This window comes from Lascolabacillus massiliensis (assembly GCF_001282625.1).
GTDB classification, from domain to species: domain Bacteria; phylum Bacteroidota; class Bacteroidia; order Bacteroidales; family Dysgonomonadaceae; genus Proteiniphilum; species Proteiniphilum massiliensis.
In genome coordinates, this window is record NZ_CTEJ01000002.1 from 2501 (window position 1) to 20160 (window position 17660).

Consider the following 17660-nt stretch of genomic DNA (forward strand, 5'->3'; position numbering starts at 1 on the left):
CTCGCTTTCGCTGCGGCTCGGTACCTTAGATACTTAACCTTGCCAGGCAAGAGTAACTCGTAGGTTCATTATGCAAAAGGCACGCCGTCATCCCTCAAGGGGACTCCGACCGCTTGTAAGCACATGGTTTCAGGGTCTATTTCACTCCTCTGTTCGAGGTTCTTTTCACCTTTCCCTCACGGTACTGGTTCACTATCGGTCTCTGGAGAGTATTTAGCCTTGGCGGATGGTCCCGCCGGATTCACGCAAGATTTCTCGTGCCCCGCGCTACTCAGGATACTGATAGGCTTAAAAAATGAGTCGTGTACGGGATTTTCACCCTCTATGATGCAACTTTCCAGATGCTTCCACTTCACTTTTGTCTTGCCATGTCTCAGTCCTACAACCCCGATACTGCCGAAACAATACCGGTTTGGGCTTCTCCCGTTTCGCTCGCCACTACTCCGGGAATCACTATTTGTTTTCTCCTCCTATGGGTACTTAGATGTTTCAGTTCCCCACGTTTGCCTTCCGCTTATAACGGAATGATACGATACTATCATATCGGGTTGCCCCATTCGGAAATCTGCGGATCGATTCGTATTTGCCAATCCCCGCAGCTTATCGCAGCTTATCACGTCCTTCTTCGCCTTCCAGAGCCTAGGCATCCCCCATGTGCCCTTATTCACTTTCTTTTCGCCGACCGGATGATGATCATATATCCAATAAATTGAACATACAAACATACCGGGTCTGATAAATACCAGCGTCTTTTGTTCTTTTAAATGAACTCTTTATTAGTTGTTATTTGTATTTGCTCTTGTTTTTACTTCATCATGTCAAAGATCTCTTCGAAAAACAGGCTTTATAATATAAAACCAGCATTCGATAGCTGCCTGAGACGGTCTCGAACCGTAAAGCGAGATTCATTTATCACTCGCTGTTGCCCCCAAACGGGCTTTCAAACATATTCTTTTTTAAATACTTCTTTTTTTTTAAGACTTAACTCGCTCGTTAAACCTTTTCTTCCATCTTTACCGGGTGGAGAATAACGGATTCGAACCGTTGACCCCCTGCGTGCAAGGCAGGTGCTCTAGCCAGCTGAGCTAATCCCCCGTTTTATTCTTAAACACTCTTGTTTTAGTAGTCCCAGGCAGAGTTGAACTGCCGACCTCTACATTATCAGTGTAGCGCTCTAACCAACTGAGCTATAGGACTGGCTGGTTCGCTGTCGGCATCCCTCTTCTATTCATTTTGCCTAAAACATCTAAAAAAACGGGATGTCACTTAACTTTTAAGATGGCTTATCAATTATACATACACTCTTTTTTTTTATATCTCCCCAAGCAAGATAAAGCCTTTATATCCAGTTATACCGAAATACCCCTTCAACAGACTGTAAAAGAATAAAATAAAACCGTGTGCTCCGGAAGGCCCGCATAAAAATGATATTAAAAAACTAATCTTCATATCTTTCTTAAAGGCACATCCCTGATGTTTTACCCAATTATTCTTATCTCTGTCTTTATAACCATAGAGCAGATCATAACAGGTAAGGGAAAAAGTTTCTCCAGAAAGGAGGTGTTCCAGCCGCACCTTCCGGTACGGCTACCTTGTTACGACTTAGCCCCAGTCACCAGTTTTACCCTAGGTCGCTCCTTTGACGGTTACGAACTTCAGGTACCCCCGGCTTCCATGGCTTGACGGGCGGTGTGTACAAGGCCCGGGAACGTATTCACCGCGCCGTGGCTGATGCGCGATTACTAGCGAATCCAGCTTCACGAAGTCGAGTTGCAGACTTCGATCCGAACTGAGAATGGTTTTGGAGATTAGCATCATGTCGCCATGTAGCTGCCCTTTGTACCATCCATTGTAACACGTGTGTCGCCCCGGACGTAAGGGCCGTGCTGATTTGACGTCATCCCCACCTTCCTCACATCTTACGATGGCAGTCTCATTAGAGTCCCCAGCTTAACCTGATGGTAACTAATGATGAGGGTTGCGCTCGTTATGGCACTTAAGCCGACACCTCACGGCACGAGCTGACGACAACCATGCAGCACCTACACATCTGCCCCGAAGGGAGAGAGCGTCTCTGCTCCTGTCAGATGCATTTCAAGCCCGGGTAAGGTTCCTCGCGTATCATCGAATTAAACCACATGTTCCTCCGCTTGTGCGGGCCCCCGTCAATTCCTTTGAGTTTCATTCTTGCGAACGTACTCCCCAGGTGGATTACTTAACGCTTTCGCTAAGCCGCTTACTGTGTATCGCAAACAGCGAGTAATCATCGTTTACTGCGTGGACTACCAGGGTATCTAATCCTGTTTGATCCCCACGCCTTCGTGCCTGAGCGTCAGTTATGGCCTAGTAAGCTGCCTGCGCAATCGGAGTTCCTCGTGATATCTATGCATTTCACCGCTACACCACAAATTCCGCCTACTTCATCCACACTCAAGAAAACCAGTATCGATGGCACTTTTACAGTTGAGCTGCAAAATTTCACCGCCGACTTAATCTTCCGCCTGCGCACCCTTTAAACCCAATAAATCCGGATAACGCTTGGATCCTCCGTATTACCGCGGCTGCTGGCACGGAGTTAGCCGATCCTTATTCATACAGTACATGCAAAAAGTCACACGTGACTCACTTTATTCCTGTATAAAAGAAGTTTACAACCCGTAGGGCCGTCATCCTTCACGCGACGTGGCTGGTTCAGAGTTGCCTCCATTGACCAATATTCCTCACTGCTGCCTCCCGTAGGAGTCTGGTCCGTGTCTCAGTACCAGTGTGGGGGATAAACCTCTCAGTTCCCCTATCCATCGTTGCCTTGGTGAGCCGTTACCTCAACCAACTAGCTAATGGAACGCATGCCCATCTTCTACCGAAAAAAATCTTTAACAAATATTCCCATGCGGGACCCCTGTATTATGGAGTATTAGTCCGTTTTTCAACGGGTTATTCTCCTGTGGAAGGTAGGTTGCATACGTGTTACTCACCCGTGCGCCGGTCGCCACCATCTGTATTGCTACTTCATGTGCTGCCCCTCGACTTGCATGTGTTAGGCCTATCGCTAGCGTTCATCCTGAGCCAGGATCAAACTCTTCGTTGTAAATTTGTTATTTTTATATCCTTGAAACTTCCCAAATCTGATAGCTTATGATTGATATGACCATAAAATATGACAGACTTAAAAAAAATAAGGGTTAGGAAATAACCAAAAAGATAACGAAAAAAGTTCTTTTTCAATCCCTCTATACTGCCCCCGGATTCACGATTTATATCCTTTTAAATTCTATTGAACGGGTACCTCAATATAATCTTAATATTATATCTCTTGTACTTGCTTGTCAAAAAAAATGTATGTAAATTTTTTAAAGATCGCTTATCGTTTCGCTTATCAGGTGGTGTTCCTTTCAAAAGCGGGTGCAAAGATATGGACTATTTTTTAATATCCAAAATAAATCGAGATAATTTTTCAATTTATTTTTTTCTCTGCAACATGTAAATTGATTTTCAACCTTTTCGATCATTAACCTCTGTAATGAATTCTACATTGAGCGGAAAAGGATTGCAAAGATAGAGAAAATTATAAATACGCTCCAAACATTTCTATCACTTTTTTCTAAAATCATCATATTATTTTCTTGCCTATAATGTAACTGACAGTACAATACATTCAATGACAGAGAATTGCCATTCCAGTATACTCCTGCTGTTCTATTCTTATTAGTCTGCAAGAATATTCTCCCTAAAATTTATACCAAAGCTTTGCCCAAATAATATACTATTATTACAACTATTTTACCATCCCCATATATAGAAGGAGCAGGTAAGAAGAATATAAGAAGAATATAAGAAGAATATAAGAAGAATATAAGAAGACGATAAGAGCTTAGGTAAGATGAAAGTAAAATAAAAGCATGTCAAGATCTGAAATATTTTTCCACTAAGTAGTAGAAAAACATGACAGAACTACATAATCTATTATAAGTATATACTTCTATTAATATGCCAGTAAGTGTGAACTTGTAGTAATAGTAGGTGTAACAGCAAAATTCAAAATATTTCCATTTCTCTCAACCTCTATATTTATAGAAACAGGTGTATTCCAGTCAATATATTGATTGAAGTTGAACAGGTATGAAAAAGCTGCTCTATATCTCTTATTGTTTGAGATTGCGTTTGATATTTTTAAATAATCAGCAATATTCCAGAACATACAATCCTTGAAGCCATTTGAATCGGTATATCTAGTGTTCGTATCCCTAAATTCCATAGTTTCAGCAATAAACCGACGATAACCCTCCGTAAGTTGCTGAGATGAAGTGTGATCAAAGCTTTGCCCCTGAATATTGATAACCACATCACCCTGACGTATCCCAGCCAACGCTGCAGGAGAGCCAGGATCAACAGAAGCAACTGTTTTTAAATCATTCATATCATAGCCTATACCTGTATAATTGTACTTAAGATATTTAATCTGGAATGTGGCAAATGATCTGTTACCTGCATAAGGAAATTTGTATAGCATAAGAGGCAAATTCATTTCCAGGTAATCAATCAGATTATAATAAGAACTTAGTCGCTCATTCACCTCTCCCTCCCAAATAAGTGTCATCTCACCTGCCTCCATAAATTTCACATCATAGAAACGTGCTCCAAATTGCAACTGATAGGCAATATCATCAATTCGAACTCCCTCAGATGGATTATATAAAGGCACTCTTACGGTTCTGTTATTTCTTGTATCATACCTCCAAACAGGTTGATAACTTCCAAATGTTGAAGAATTAGACTTGAAAAGAGGGTTACTTTCAAAACTGTAGTATGTTTGAATTATAAAGTCTGGATCAGTGGGATTGTACTCCAATCCCTTTTCTGATAAGGCACGTATAAAGATTGCATTTATTCTTTCATCTATCTCTCTGGTACTTTCATCAGAAGCTGCAAACCCAAAAGTTTTATAGTTATGATATAGAGCGTTCTCGTTAGTTACGGTCTTTACAGGCATCAGAAAACGCCTGTTCTGAACATTTTCTAAACTATAAAATGCAAATACCGGGGCAAGCTGTGCTTCCGGAATAGCATTACTGCTGCGGCAATCTTTCGAAAATGTAATCTCTTTGAATGAGTGTTCGAAATTACGAATTGCAAGTGTAATGTCTGTTTCGTTTATATTGAACCAGGACATTATTGTTTGGTAAGATTTGAGATATGTGCCATTATGATTGACCGATAGTAATATATCATTGATCTTTAAACCAGCTCTTTCGGCGGGTGAACCAGGGGTAATCTCCACAACAACAGGCTCTTTATATCCCCAGCTTTTATCATCACTGATTTCAAAACTAAAACCTAAACCACATGTAATCTTGTTTTCTTGTGATAAGGATTTAAATGAAATTAATAACAGAATAAAAACAATATTTATAATTCGTTTCATTGTACTATCTTCTAAATGTGTGCTCAATAGACAAAGATATGAGAAATCAACAAATAAATTAAATGAAATCTTCACAATTTCTATATCTTTGTTATTATCGATGCATATAATATTAAAATCACACATCAAAATAAGATGTTAGACATAATTAAAAATGATCCCTGGCTGGAGCCATATTCAAAAGCAATAAACGGTCGGCATGATTATTATCTGAAAAGATTATCTGATTTAACGAATAATGGTAAAATAAAATTATCTGATTTCGCAACAGGACATCTATATTTTGGATTACACAAAACATCTGATAAGTGGGTGTTTCGTGAATGGGCACCAAATGCCACAGATATCTTTCTTGTAGGTACTTTCAACCAGTGGCAACATCTGGAGTCTTTCCGATTGCAACCTATTGGCAATGGTGTGTGGGAAGTTAAGGTTCCACTGAATCGCATTAATCACAAAGATCTATATAAACTTCATGTTACATGGGATGGAGGATCTGGCGAACGAATTCCAGCCTGGAGCAAACGAGTTGTTCAAGATCCTGAAACATATATATTTAGTGCTCAGGTTTGGGAACCTGAACATAAATACACATTTAAATATAAAGATTTCAAACCTGACACCTCCCCTCTTCTTATATATGAGACACATGTTGGTATGTCGAGTGAAGAAGAAAAGGTGGGTACATACAATGAATTTCGGGAGAACATTCTCCCTCGTATTAAAAAAGCTGGTTATAACGCCATTCAGATTATGGCAATTCAGGAACACCCTTATTATGGATCCTTCGGATATCATGTGTCCAGTTTTTTTGCCCCATCATCAAGAAGCGGAACACCTGAAGAGTTACGTGAATTAATTGATACTGCCCATGGAATGGGCATATCTGTGATAATGGACATAGTACACTCTCACTCTGTTAAAAACGAAACTGAAGGAATATCCAGAATTGATGGATCATATGATCTGTATTTTCATAGTGACCCATCACGAAGATATCATCAGGCGTGGGATTCACTTTGCTTTGATTATGGTAAAGATGAAGTCCTCCATTTTTTACTGTCAAACTGTAAGTACTGGTTAGAAGAGTTTAAATTTGATGGATTCAGATTTGATGGCGTCACATCAATGATATATCTCAGTCACGGTTTAGGTGAATCATTTTCGAATTATAGTGATTATTATAATGCAGGTCAGGATGGGGACGCTATATGCTATCTGACACTAGCCAATCAGCTAATACATGAAGTAAAACCTGATGCAATTACTATTGCAGAAGAGGTAAGTGGAATGCCGGGTTTAGCTATGAAAATTTCAGAAGGCGGTTATGGTTTTGATTATCGAATGGCAATGAATATACCTGACTTCTGGATAAAAACCATAAAAGAGAAAAAAGACGAGGATTGGCATCCATCAGCAATCTGGTGGGAAACAACAAATAGACGATCCGATGAGAAAACAATATCATATTGTGAGAGTCACGACCAGGCATTGGTAGGCGATAAAACAATAATATTCAGGCTTATTGACTCTGACATGTATTGGTATATGTCGAAACTTACAAATAGTACCCACAGGGTAGATCGTGGAATAGCACTTCATAAAATGATCAGACTGGTTACAGCAACAACGATAAATGGAGGCTATTTAAATTTTATGGGAAATGAGTATGGACATCCTGAATGGGTAGATTTTCCCAGGGAGGGCAACAACTGGTCATATAAATACGCAAGAAGACAGTGGAGATTGGCTGATGATGGAAATTTAAAGTATCATTATCTTGGAGATTTCGACAGATCAATGATTAACTTAATTAAATCTGTTCCCAATTTCCAGGATAAACCTTTGATTAAGGTTTGGGACAAAGATGATGATAATGTACTTGCCTATATGAGAGACGAGCTATTGTTTGTATATAATTTTAATCCAAAAAAATCATTCAGTGATTACGGAATACTAGTTCCTCAGGGTGAATATAAAGTTATATTAGATACAGATGATAAAGAGTTTGGAGGCTTTGGTTTAAATGACACATCTATTAATCACTTCACACATTTCGATCCTTTGCACTCAAAAGACAATAAAGGATGGATAAAGCTTTATCTGCCTGCTCGGACGGCGCTGGTTTTAAAAATAAAGAAGTAAGAAGATAATTTTATTAAGTATAAATAATAAGAAAAAACTACTGAAATGACAAAGAACAATAATAATACAATAAGTCAAAATGATTTTTTATACCCACTGAAATTTGAGCCGATTCTTAAATCAATTATATGGGGAGGTTCAGCTATTACTGAATTCAAAAACATCAAGCCATCACTTGACGGTATAGGTGAAAGTTGGGAAATCTCAGATGTAAAAAACAATGTTTCTATTATATCCAACGGAGAACTCGCTGGTTTATCATTAAATGAACTACTTTCTAATAAAAAAGAGCAGCTAGTTGGAAAAAGAGTTTATGACAAATTTGGAGACACCTTCCCTCTTCTCATTAAGTTTATAGATGCAAATGACGATTTGTCAATACAGGTTCACCCTGATGATAAAATAGCAGGAGAAAGACATAATTCTTTCGGAAAAACCGAAATGTGGTATGTTGTAAAAGCTGCACCGGGAGCATTTCTTTATTCAGGCTTTGAAAAAAGCATATCACCAGATGAGTATGTAGATAGTGTAGAAGATGGAAGTTTTACAGGAACACTAAAAAAGTACAATGTAGAAGAAGGAGATGTGTTTTTTCTACCTGCAGGTCGAGTTCATGCTATAGGAGCCGGATGTTTTATAGCAGAAATTCAGCAAACATCAGATATTACATATCGTATTTATGATTATGATCGTCGTGATGCTAACGGTAACACCAGAGAACTCCATACTGAACTGGCAAAAGATGTCATTGACTTTAAGATATATGATACATATAAAACTGAATATACTAAAGAAGTTAATCAGCCAGTGAAACTTGTTTCATGCCCTTATTTTACCACCAATCTGCTAGACATTGATATCCAAATTAGCCGTAATTTTAAAGAAATAGACTCCTTTATTATATATATGTGTCTGTCGGGGCATTGTACATTGAAAGATAATAATGGTAACTCTGTTTTTATTGATCAAGGCGAGTCGGTTCTCATACCAGCTACTACAGATAATCTTCTAATTATACCAAGTGAATCTTCTAAATTACTCGAGATATATATAGAATAATTTTAAAAACTGCAGAAAATGAAAAACATCAAACTGTTGTTAATTGCATTATGTACCACACTAACTACATTTGCTCAGGTACCGCAAAACCTTGAAAGTGAACTTGTATTACTGAACGTAAAAACAGGTAAGGAGAAAGTAATCCTTCGTGAGAAGAGACATTTCGAAGCACCTAACTGGTCGCGAGATGGTAAATATCTTATTATAAATAGCAATGGATTGCTTGAAAAAGTATCTGTAAAAGGAGAAAAACTAGGAATAATAGACACTGGTTTTGCCAACAGATGCAATAATGATCATGGTTTATCATTTGACGGCAAATGGCTTATTGTGAGTCATAACGACCCTACTGTAACTGCACAGGGTGGAAACTCTAGAATTTTTATTCTTCCGCTATCAGGAGGTGTACCAAGGTTGATCACAGGTAATGCACCAAGTTATTGGCATGGTGTAAGTCCTGACAATCAATGGGTCGTTTATTGCGCAATGAGAAATGGAGAATGGGATGTTTACAAATCTCACATGATAACTGATGAAGAGATACGCCTTACTGATGCAAAAGGTTTGGATGATGGTCCGGAGTATAGCTATGACGGAGAATGGATATACTTTAATAGCAACAGAACCGGAAGAATGCACATTTACAGAATGCGGCCTGATGGAAGTGAACAGACACAACTGACCAATGATGAATATGATAATTGGTTTCCACACCCGGGACCTGACAACAGAAGTATAGCATATATTGCCTATATAGAAGATCAGCAGGGAGGACATCCATTTGGAAAAGATGTTAAATTGAGATTGCTGGATGTAGAAACTTCACAGATACGTGATCTTACACCTGTTTTTTATGGTGGTCAAGGAACATTAAATGTTCATAGCTGGTCGCCCGATGGTAAAAACATAGCTTTTGTAAGATATATAAACAACGACTGAACTATATATAATATTCCATCTGATCTATTAACCCGGCTTGCAATGCATACCGAGTTACTTCGTTTACGCTGTTAACCCCGAGTTTTCTGTAGATATTGCGTCGGTGAGTATTTACTGTATGGAAACTTAAATTTTTTTCTACTGCAATTTCTTTTGTTGTTTTACCTAAAGCAATCTCTCTTAGAATATTAGATTCAGATACCGTAAGTTTATCAGGAATATTTTGCTGGGGGACACCTGCTTTCATAACAGATTCAGCAAAATCACACCAGTATACCTCATATTCTGTGACACACATTAATGCATCCAATATATAGGATTTGGAATTATGTTTTAAAACAACGCTGATGGAGGGATCTGATTGTAACAGTTGTCTCAGAAAATGGACATCAGGTTCGTCAGAAAAGATTAGCCATGATGAAGCTTTAGCTCCACTCTTAATGTTAAGTAAGTGAGTTATTGATAAAAAATCAAATAAAGAATAATCAACAATTACAACAGAATTAGGGTATTGGCGAAGCATGAAAAGCATTTTACTGTAGTTTTCCACCTCAATAATCTTTGCTTCTTTATTATACTCTCTGAGTATTGATATTAGCCCTATTCGCGTAACATCCTGATTATCTGCAACAATATAATTCCGACTCACAATAATTATTATTTTACAATCACAAATTTAATAATTTATCTCACTATATCAGTAAATATACCACGAATGTGCTATTTCAATCTCATATTTCATCTAATATCTTTGCTTCATAAAAAATTAAAAATTAACAATATGTCAAAAATTGCAGCAAATTTAACAGAACTAGTAGGTAATACACCATTACTCAGACTAAGTCAATATGGAGATAAAGAGGGAGCAAAGGCAAATATTATTGCCAAGTTAGAGAGTTTTAATCCCCTTAGCAGTGTAAAAGACCGTATCGCGTTATCGATGGTTGAAGATGCAGAGAAAAAGGGTATATTAAAACCAGGCTCTGTAATAATTGAACCAACAAGTGGCAATACCGGTATTGGCCTGGCATTTGTATCTTCAATTAAGAAATACAGACTTATTCTAACAATGCCTGAAACGATGAGCATTGAAAGAAGAAATTTACTCAAAGCACTGGGAGCTGAACTAGTATTAACACCCGGAGCTGAAGGTATGAAAGGTGCTATAGCAAAATCAAAAGAACTGCAGGCTCAGACATCAAATGCAGTTATTCTTCAGCAGTTTGAAAATCAGGCAAATCCTGAAATTCATTACCTTACAACAGGAGAAGAAATTTGGCGAGATACTGATGGAAAAGTGGATATCTTAGTAAGCGGTGTTGGTACGGGTGGAACTGTGAGTGGAGCCGGAAAACGCTTGAAAGAGTATAATCCCAAAATACAAGTAGTGGCCGTTGAACCCACTGATTCACCCGTATTATCGGGTGGTAATCCCGGTCCTCATAAAATACAGGGAATAGGTGCTGGTTTTATTCCAGGAACATACAATTCATCAGTAGTAGACCGCATTTATAAAGTAAACAATGATGAAGCAATTCTTACGAGTCGCAGGTTAGCATCTACTGAAGGTTTACTTGTTGGAATATCTTCAGGTGCAGCAGCATATGCAGCATTGCAAATAGCACTTGAACCAGAAAATCAAGGGAAAAATATTGTTGTGATACTCCCTGACACAGGTGAACGTTATTTATCCACAGTACTTTATGCTTTTGAGGAATATCCATTACAGCTTTCTAAGGTTGAAGATTGATACTTTTTAAACACTCAATATTCCTCGAAATGATTACAGGCTTAAATAACATGCAGAGAATGTTGGTTATGAATATGTCAGCAATGAATGTTTGTTGTACAAAACTTCATAATCAGCCCTCTCTGTATACCTAAATTAAAAAAGGTATCATAAAACGGGGCGGCTGATTCAAAAGATCAGCCGCTTTTTTTTGAATAATTAAATCAACTTTTAATAATTATAATTTAAAACTTATGAAATTAACTTTTATAGTTCTTATCCAACTACTTATATTTAGTACATATGCACAAGATTTGCAAAATGTAGTTATAACGGGAAAAGTAATTGATCAGTATAATGAACCTCTGGCAGGGGTTACAATTATTGATATTACTAATCCAGGAAATGGTACCGTTTCAGACATTGATGGTAATTATCGGATTAGCACAAATATTGGTCATACACTTGAATTTACTTATATAGGATTCGAAAATCAATCTATAAATATAGATAAATCGGCTACAATCAACGTCAGACTAATTGAGTCTACTACCACTTTGAATGAAGTGATAATTACCTCATTAAATATTCCTCGAGAAAGAAAAGCATTAGGTTATGCAGTGCAGGATGTCTCCTCTGAAGCATTTCAGACCAGACCAACAAATCCTATGAGTGCACTTTCAGGAAAAATAGCCGGGCTACAGGTAATCTCGGGTGGAAGTAACCTTGGTGGTTCTTCAAGAATAACATTAAGAGGTATAAACTCAATAACCGGTAATAATCAACCACTTTATGTTATTGATGGGGTACCGCTTGATAACAGTGAACTGAATAGTTCATCCACAATAAACGGTAGTGCAGGAAAAGATATGGGAAGCACAATTCAGGATATTAACCCTGATGATATTGAGAGTGTTAATGTTCTCAAAGGACCTTCAGCTGCAGCTCTATATGGCTCAAGAGCTGCTAACGGTGTTATTCTTATTACTACTAAAAATGGTAAGACCGGAGATGGAGGGATTAACATAGAAGTTAATACAGGTCTGGAGTTGGAGAATGTGGTCAGACTACCAGAGCGTCAAAAACTTTATGGAGGTGGGTATAATACTACTTTCAGCACAGCACAGATCAATGGTACAACATATAATATTGTAGATTATGCAGGAGATGAAAGCTGGGGACCAAAATTAGATGGCACACCTGTACTACATTGGTATAACCTCGACCCAGAATATCCTGAGGATTATTTAAATCCTGAGCCATGGGTATATCCTGAAAATGATGTTCATTATTTCTTTAAAACCGGATTAGCAAATACCAACAATATATCTTTATCTAAATCAAATGATAATTCTGTATTTAGGGTATCATTTACTAATAAGAATGTAACAGGAACTATTCCAAACTCATCATTGGGTAAAAACAGTTTGAGTATTTCAGGAAATATTACAGGTGATCTACTATCGTTTTTTGCAAGTGCAAATTATATCAAAACTTCAACTACTGGACGACCATGGACAGGTGCTTCCAACAGGAATATTATTCTGGAAGCTTTTCAATGGGGTCATGTTCAGGTTGATTATAAGAAACTTAGTGAATATAAAAGACCAGATGGTACTCCAAGAGCATGGAACCGTACAGGTTATCAGAACACTGTAGCTGATGAGAAAACCAAATATATTGATAACCCATACTGGTCGGCTTATGAAAGTTATCTTGAAGAGGACAGAGATAGGCTTTATGGGAATTTTGGCATTGTACTCACCCCCACTCCATGGCTATCTGTAACAGGTCGTTTAAATGCAGATATATATGATTATGATTATCAGGACAGAATAGCTTATAACTCGCGTTCGCAATCTATGTACCAGGAATATAGTCAAAAATATGAGGAATTTAACTATGAATTGCTTGCTACAGCTAACAAATCTTGGAGTGATCACTCTTTTGTTGCAAATGTAGGAGCTAATTATCTACAGAGAAACAGAAGAATAAGTGATATTTCCACTTCTGGGGGTTTGATTATACCTAACTATTACAGCCTAAATAATGCAACATCAACTATTATAAACCCAACAACAGGTATATATAAAAAACAGCTTTCATCGGTTTATGGAAGTATATCTTATGGATGGAAAGGTACAGTTTACCTGGATGGTACATTTAGAAATGACTGGTCTTCAACACTGCCTGTTGAACACAATTCATACTTCTACCCATCTGTTACTTCATCAGTTATACTTAGCGAACTACCAGGGCTACGTAACAGCAACTGGCTCTCTTTTGCCAAACTTAGATTAGGATGGGCACAGGTAGGTAATGATACAGATCCGTATCAGCTTTACAAAGTATACGAAGCGGTAAGTTCAATTAATGGCAGAAGTGCATACACTTTACCTAATCAATTAAATAATATCAATCTTAAACCAGAGATTACATCTTCACTGGAGACCGGTTTGCAATTACAATTCTTCAAAGATCTTATAAATCTTGATTTTACATATTATAATAACTCAAGCCGTAATCAGATAATTTCATTACCTACATCAGCAGCATTTGGGTATTCTTCTATGCTAATCAATGCAGGTGAAATAAATAACAGAGGCTTTGAAGTGATTTTAGGTATAAATCCGGTTAAAAGTAGAAACTGGGACTGGAATACAACGTTTAATTTCTCAAGAAACATAAATAAAATAATTGAGCTTTCTGATGCCGTAAATAAATTAAATCTTAGTACAACTCTTGTAACACTCACTGCACAGGAAGGTAAAAGTTATGGTCAGATAGAGGGTTACGATTTTGTTTATGCTCCTGATGGACAAAAAGTTGTGGGTGAAAATGGTCTTCACATGAGGACTCAGCAGATTGTCCCCTTAGGCAGTGTACTTCCTGACTTTCTTTGGAGCTTTCAAAATGGATTAAGATATAAGAATCTTAGATTTAATTTTCTTGTTGACTCACGTGTAGGTGGAAAATTCTTTTCCCAAACGTACTCTGTGGCTATGTATTCAGGTATTCTTCCTGAAACAGCAGCTAATGGCATTCGTGAAACAGGAGTTGTTTCTGATGGCGTAACAGCAGATGTAACCTTTAACGCTGATGGCACCTATAGTGTAACAAATATTGCTCCTAATACTAAAAATGTAACAGCTCAGGCATGGGCAAGGAACTATAGTAACGGACCTACAGCATATAGTATTTTTGATGCTACCTTTATTAAACTAAGAGAATTATCACTTGGGTATGATATTAAATTATCGGAAAATAGTCCTGTGAAAAGTATTGGCACCTCTCTATATGCGCGTAACCTATTTTATCTATACAGAAAGAGTAAAACAATTGATCCAGAGTTGACCAACAGCAGTGGAAATGTTCAGGGAATTGAAGGTGGTAATATGCCCACACCATTAACTTATGGCATCAATTTAAGTTTCAGGTTTTAAAAAAGATTAATGAACAATTTAATTCAGAATAAGTTATGAAATTATTTAATATATCACTAGTATCTCATCTAACAGTATTATCACTACCATTATTATTCCTTTTTACATCATGTATAGATGAGAATCTTAATATAGATCCAAACAGACCATCCTCAGTGCAGACTACATCACTAATTGTAACTGCTCAAAAACAGCTTGTTGATAATGTTAAGAGTGAACCAGCATCTCTTCGAAGCTCTGCATTGTTTACACAACAAATAAGTCAGGTAACATATACCAGTCAGTCACGCTATGACATCCCCTTCAGTTATTCGGAGACTATCTGGAATGGTCTTTACAAAGCAGTGAACAACCTTCAGGAAATTATCATACTTAACAGTAACCCTGAAACTAAAGATTTGGTAACAGCAGATGGCGCAGGAAGAAACTCAACCCAGATTGCTATAAGCAAAATATTAAAGTCATATGCTTTTTATGCGCTTACTGATATTTTTGGGAATGTTCCTTACCATTCTTATGGAAACAATGATCCTGAATTTGAGGCTCTGCAACAGGAAGCAAACAACTTAACACCGGCATATGCCTCTCAGGAGAAGATATATGCAGATATTCTTAATGAGTTAAAACAGGCAGGTGATACTTTAATTAAGTATCAGGCCGAAACAACATTTGGGGCATCTGATATAATTTATGGAGGTAATAATCTTAAGTGGGCAAAATTTGCAAATTCACTTAGATTACGATTTGCTACCAGATTAAAAGTTAAGAATCCGGAACTATACAGTTCTCATTTTACAGATGCACTGACAAAAGGTGTATTCACAAGTAATGCAGATAATGCAATTTTTAAATACTCAACAGCTTCCCCTAATGAAGCCCCATATTATCGTGCTACAGTAACTGCTAACAGAAGAGACTTTGCTATTTCAAAACCCTTTATCGATTTACTTAAAGGAGAAAATCCACAAATACCTTTTGCAGACCCTCGTTTAAGCAAATTTGCAGCACTAAACAGTAAGGGTGAATATGTAGGATTACCGTATGGACTAACTGAATCTGAAGCTGGTAGTTTTCCTGCAACTGAAGTTAGTCTGCCAGGTGCTATTTACAGTGCTCCTGATTTTGGAGAAGTACTTATGGAGTATTCCGAGGTTGCATTTCTTCAATCTGAACATAATGGATGGAGTCAAACTGACTATATTAATGGTGTAAGAGCATCTCTGGAGAAATGGGGAGTAACAGATTCTGAAGTTGAAAATTATATAGCATCACTACCTGTAGCCAATCAGAGAAATGTTCTTAATCAGAAATATATTGCACTATTTACTCAGTTTCTGGAAGGTTGGAGTGAGTATCGCAGAACCGGATTTCCTGATTTTCTTATTAAAAGAGGAGATATTATATATTCAGGTCAGGTAAACGGAGGTCAGGTAACATATACTTTTAATCCATTATTTGGTGACGGAGGAGTCCCATCTCGTTTATATTATCCTGTAAAAGAACAATCTGTTAATCTAACTAGTTATCAGGATGCAATTGCAAAACAGGGTAATGATGTAATTGAAACTAAACTATGGGTGTTTAAATAAAAACATGTAATTTTACGACCTTATAATTATATTGGTTGAAGCAGTATATTACAACTATTTTTTATTAATATCCTCAATTTAAATAAAATATGAAATACAAAACGATATTATTACTTGCAGTGCTTATTGTTATGTTTTCCTGCAATCAAAAAGACAAAAAAGCAGATCTGCAAAGCGGAATCTGGCTAGGTGAAATAGAAGTTGCTGAAGGTAAAAAGGTTCCATTTCTTTTTGAAGTTAACAAGGTATCGTCTGACTCTGCAACAGTTATTCTGCTGAACGGAGAAGAGAGGTTTGTCTTAAATGGATTTTCATTAATCAATGACACTCTGATTATCCCTATAATTGCATATGATGCAGAGTTAAGAGGTATAATTTCAGACAATAAGATAGAAGGAAAATTCTTGAAGCATTATATAGAGAATGATCCGGGTATACCTTTTAGGGCTACTTTTGGAGTTCTGAACAGATTTGAACCTGTTGATAATCCTACATCATTGAGAATTGATGGTAAATGGGATGTGCTTTTTATAGGTGAAAATAGGGATACAACACATAATGTTGGGATTTTTAAAACAGATAACAATATTATTACTGGTTCAATTCTTACACTTTCGGGAGATTTAAGATATTTGGAAGGAGCATATACTGAAAAAGGTGTTCAACTTTCTGCATTTAGTGGTTTAACCCCTTATTATTTTGATTTTAATTTTATTGATGAAAATAGTTTTGAGGGAATTTTCTATACAGCAAGAGGAACTACACGCATTATCGGTAATAAAAATGATGCTGCTGAATTGGCTGACCCTTATTCATTAGCAGGACTAAAGAAAGGATTTGACACTTTAAGTTTTGAATTGCCCGATCTTAATGGAAATATTGTATCTCTCAAAGATGAAAAGTATCAGGGTAAAGTGGTTATTGTTTCTATTCTGGGAAGTTGGTGTCCCAACTGTCTCGATGAAATGGCATATCTTGCACCATGGTATGAGGAAAACAGAGATCGTGGTGTTGAAGTTATTGGTATAGCTTTTGAAAGAAAAGATGATTTCGATTATGGGAAAAGAGCTCTTACTCAGTTAAAAGAACGATACAATACTGGTTATACTTTGCTTTTTGGAGGTGCTGTAGGCAGGGAAAATGTTGCAGGTGCATTGCCGGAACTGGATAATTTTTCAAGTTACCCTACAACTATATATATAGATAAACAGGGGAAAGTACGTAAAGTGCATACAGGTTTTAACGGACCGGCTACAGGATTATTCTATGAGGAATTTAAAGAGGAATTCAATCAACAGATTGACTCTCTTTTGGAAGAATGATCAGTATCGTTA

Annotated in this window: 9 protein-coding genes, 2 tRNA genes and 2 rRNA genes (1 of these 13 cut by a window edge); 7 read left to right on the plus strand and 6 right to left on the minus strand. The window is 37.1% G+C overall.

The genetic code is table 11. The annotated features are described in order from the left end of the window. The 5 genes from BN1354_RS04765 to BN1354_RS04785 form a co-directional block, all read right to left on the minus strand. A 23S ribosomal RNA gene (locus tag BN1354_RS04765) occupies positions 1-674 on the minus strand; it reaches 2223 nt to the left of the window's first position. Positions 675-1021: 347 nt separating this feature from the next. After that, positions 1022-1095, minus strand: a tRNA-Ala gene (locus BN1354_RS04770). A gap of 28 nt (positions 1096-1123) precedes the next feature. Continuing rightward, positions 1124-1197 (minus strand) — tRNA-Ile (locus BN1354_RS04775). Positions 1198-1553: 356 nt separating this feature from the next. Then, a 16S ribosomal RNA gene (locus tag BN1354_RS04780) occupies positions 1554-3088 on the minus strand. Together the 16S and 23S rRNA genes with 2 tRNA genes alongside form the textbook arrangement of a ribosomal RNA operon. 894 nt (positions 3089-3982) lie before the next feature. Further along, positions 3983-5422 (minus strand): PDZ domain-containing protein, encoded by a 1440-nt coding sequence (locus BN1354_RS04785; protein WP_197271993.1) that lies wholly within the window; start codon positions 5420-5422, stop codon positions 3983-3985. Positions 5423-5557: 135 nt separating this feature from the next. Between BN1354_RS04785 and BN1354_RS04790 the strand changes: the two genes are divergently transcribed. From BN1354_RS04790 to BN1354_RS04800, 3 genes are read left to right on the plus strand one after another with little or no spacing between them, the layout of a single operon-like run. Then, positions 5558-7567, plus strand: a complete 2010-nt coding sequence (locus BN1354_RS04790; RefSeq protein WP_053826412.1) for an alpha amylase C-terminal domain-containing protein — start codon at positions 5558-5560, stop codon at positions 7565-7567. A gap of 45 nt (positions 7568-7612) precedes the next feature. Further along, entirely contained in the window at positions 7613-8626 is a 1014-nt protein-coding gene (locus tag BN1354_RS04795) for a type I phosphomannose isomerase catalytic subunit (RefSeq protein WP_053826413.1), read from the plus strand. A gap of 18 nt (positions 8627-8644) precedes the next feature. Next, positions 8645-9565, plus strand: coding sequence for a TolB family protein (locus tag BN1354_RS04800; protein WP_053826414.1), 921 nt, complete (start codon positions 8645-8647; stop codon positions 9563-9565). A gap of 1 nt (position 9566) precedes the next feature. Here the strand turns inward: BN1354_RS04800 and BN1354_RS04805 are convergent, their stop codons facing one another. Further along, positions 9567-10214, minus strand: a complete 648-nt coding sequence (locus tag BN1354_RS04805) for a response regulator transcription factor (RefSeq protein ID WP_052673131.1) — start codon at positions 10212-10214, stop codon at positions 9567-9569. 132 nt (positions 10215-10346) lie between these two features. Here BN1354_RS04805 and cysK point away from each other — a divergent pair, with 132 nt between their 5' ends. The 4 genes from cysK (at position 10347) to BN1354_RS04825 (ending at position 17648) form a co-directional block, all read left to right on the plus strand. Further along, positions 10347-11315 carry a cysteine synthase A gene (cysK, locus tag BN1354_RS04810; protein ID WP_045089484.1) on the plus strand — a complete coding sequence of 323 codons (969 nt, stop codon included), beginning with the start codon at positions 10347-10349 and terminating at the stop codon, positions 11313-11315. Positions 11316-11548: 233 nt separating this feature from the next. Then, positions 11549-14737, plus strand: coding sequence for a SusC/RagA family TonB-linked outer membrane protein (locus tag BN1354_RS04815; protein ID WP_053826415.1), 3189 nt, complete (start codon positions 11549-11551; stop codon positions 14735-14737). Positions 14738-14772: 35 nt separating this feature from the next. After that, the gene (locus tag BN1354_RS04820; RefSeq protein WP_053826416.1) at positions 14773-16326 is read left to right on the plus strand and encodes a SusD/RagB family nutrient-binding outer membrane lipoprotein; all 1554 of its coding nucleotides are present in this window, start codon (positions 14773-14775) and stop codon (positions 16324-16326) included. Between the two features lie 89 nt (positions 16327-16415). After that, entirely contained in the window at positions 16416-17648 is a 1233-nt protein-coding gene (locus BN1354_RS04825) for a peroxiredoxin family protein (protein WP_053826417.1), read from the plus strand. Positions 17649-17660: the final 12 nt, after the last annotated feature.

Bases quoted from the DNA above. Each gene is read 5' to 3' on its own strand.
- BN1354_RS04815 (WP_053826415.1), top strand. From the start codon at position 11,549: ATGAAATTAACTTTTATAGTTCTTATCCAACTACTTATATTTAGTACA.
- BN1354_RS04790 (WP_053826412.1), top strand. From the start codon at position 5,558: ATGTTAGACATAATTAAAAATGATCCCTGGCTGGAGCCATATTCAAAA.
- BN1354_RS04795 (WP_053826413.1), top strand. From the start codon at position 7,613: ATGACAAAGAACAATAATAATACAATAAGTCAAAATGATTTTTTATAC.
- BN1354_RS04825 (WP_053826417.1), top strand. From the start codon at position 16,416: ATGAAATACAAAACGATATTATTACTTGCAGTGCTTATTGTTATGTTT.
- BN1354_RS04800 (WP_053826414.1), top strand. From the start codon at position 8,645: ATGAAAAACATCAAACTGTTGTTAATTGCATTATGTACCACACTAACT.
- BN1354_RS04820 (WP_053826416.1), top strand. From the start codon at position 14,773: ATGAAATTATTTAATATATCACTAGTATCTCATCTAACAGTATTATCA.
- cysK (WP_045089484.1), top strand. From the start codon at position 10,347: ATGTCAAAAATTGCAGCAAATTTAACAGAACTAGTAGGTAATACACCA.
- BN1354_RS04785 (WP_197271993.1), bottom strand. From the start codon at position 5,422: ATGAAACGAATTATAAATATTGTTTTTATTCTGTTATTAATTTCATTT.